The organism is Arthrobacter crystallopoietes BAB-32, assembly GCF_000328305.2.
Classification (GTDB): domain Bacteria; phylum Actinomycetota; class Actinomycetes; order Actinomycetales; family Micrococcaceae; genus Crystallibacter; species Crystallibacter crystallopoietes_A.
Map to the genome: position 1 here is coordinate 1 of NZ_ANPE02000009.1, position 1,536 is coordinate 1,536.

2 protein-coding genes are annotated in these 1,536 nt (G+C 65.1%); one reads left to right on the forward strand and one right to left on the reverse strand.

The window, feature by feature from the left end; translation table 11 throughout:
* Window positions 1-66 precede the first annotated feature (66 nt).
* Entirely contained in the window at window positions 67-963 is an 897-nt protein-coding gene (locus D477_RS00195) for a dihydrodipicolinate synthase family protein (RefSeq protein WP_005266101.1), read from the forward strand.
* Window positions 964-1,147: 184 nt separating this feature from the next.
* On the opposite strand, the gene D477_RS22460 is transcribed toward D477_RS00195, so the two are convergent.
* The coding region (locus tag D477_RS22460) for a hypothetical protein (protein ID WP_005266102.1) at window positions 1,148-1,536 on the reverse strand (389 nt) is incomplete at its 5' end.

Sequence of the window (1,536 nt, forward strand, 5' to 3'; positions counted from 1 at the left end):
GCGCCCGCCGGCTCCGCTCCCGCCGGCAGCCACCGTGGCCGCAGCCTCAACCGAAGGAGCCAAACCGTGTTCACCGGCCTGAGCGCGTTTCCCCTCACCCCGCTGGCGAACGATGCGGTTGACGAGAGCGCTTTCGTCCGCCTGATCCAACGGCTCGCGGAGGCGAAGGTCGATTCGATTACCGCGCTGGGTTCTACCGGCTCCTACGCCTACCTGAGCGGCGAGGAGCGAAGCCGGGTGGCGCGCCTCGCCGTCGAAAACGCGGCCGGAACACCCGTGTTCGTGGGGATCGGGGCGCTGCGGACTTCGGAAGTGCTCCGGAACGCCGAGCAGGCGGAGCGCGCGGGAGCGTCGGCCCTGCTGCTGGCGCCGATGACGTATCAGCCCCTGACCGACGACGACGTGTACCACCTGTTCCGCGCCGTCACCACCAACTCGTCGCTGCCCGTGATCGTCTACGACAACCCGGGCACCACGCATTTCACGTTCAGCACCGAGCTGTACGGGCGCATCGCGGAACTGCCCGGCATCGCATCCATCAAGATCCCCGGCGTGCCCGCCGACCCCGAGCAGGCGCGGGCGCGCGTGGGCGAAATCCGTACGGCCATCCCAGCGGACGTGACCATCGGGGTTTCCGGAGATGCGATGGCCGCCGCCGGCCTGGCTGCCGGCTGCGACACGTGGTACTCGGTCATCGCCGGCACACTGCCCGCACCGGCCCTGCGGATCACCCGGGCCGCCCTTGGAGGGCACGCTGCGGAGGCGTTGGCCGAGTCCGACCGGCTGGCCCCGCTGTGGCGGCTGTTTGCCGAGTTCGGCGGGAGCCTCCGTGTCATCGCCGCGATCGCAGAACAGCTGGGCCTCGCGCCGCGGGCAAGCTTGCCGCTGCCGATCCAGGGCCTTACTGAGGAGCATCGGGCGCGTGTTGCCGACGTCATTCAGGAACTTGGCCTCGACCGGTAGCAGCCAGCCTGGTTCGCTGAGTTCGTCACGGTTCTTTCGCATTAGGGTTTAGTACATCGGCTAAGCGGATTGCCTCCCTAAGCAACTAACGACGGCGGCGGGTGCCACCCCAATGGAGGTGGCACCCGCAGACTCGCGGAAGCCAGCTCACCCAAAATGGGGGAACCGGCCTCCTTCCAGCGACTTAAGCCAGAGCCTCACAAATATTCAGTTCCTTGCCGGAAGCGCTGAGTAGGGTGAAGACACCGGTCTCGGGATCAACGGTGTAGACGATGCGACCTGTGTATTGGACCGCCAAGGGTGTTTCTGTCCCGGGAACCTCGGTTGCGTCCGTCGAGAACAGAACCAGACCGTTGGTACCCGTTCCTACGACAGTCTGGGATCCGTCATCGGCAATCTCTACCCTCTGGACAGATCCGGTTGGCTGGAGTGTGAACGAATCTACGACGTTGCCTTTCTTGTCCAGCCGGCTGTATGTGAGCGTGTATCCTCTTCCTGCTGTGATGGTTCGAACGATTTCACCATCCTCGTCACGGAATGTCAGGATGTTGGCATTCGATGCCGTTCCCTCGA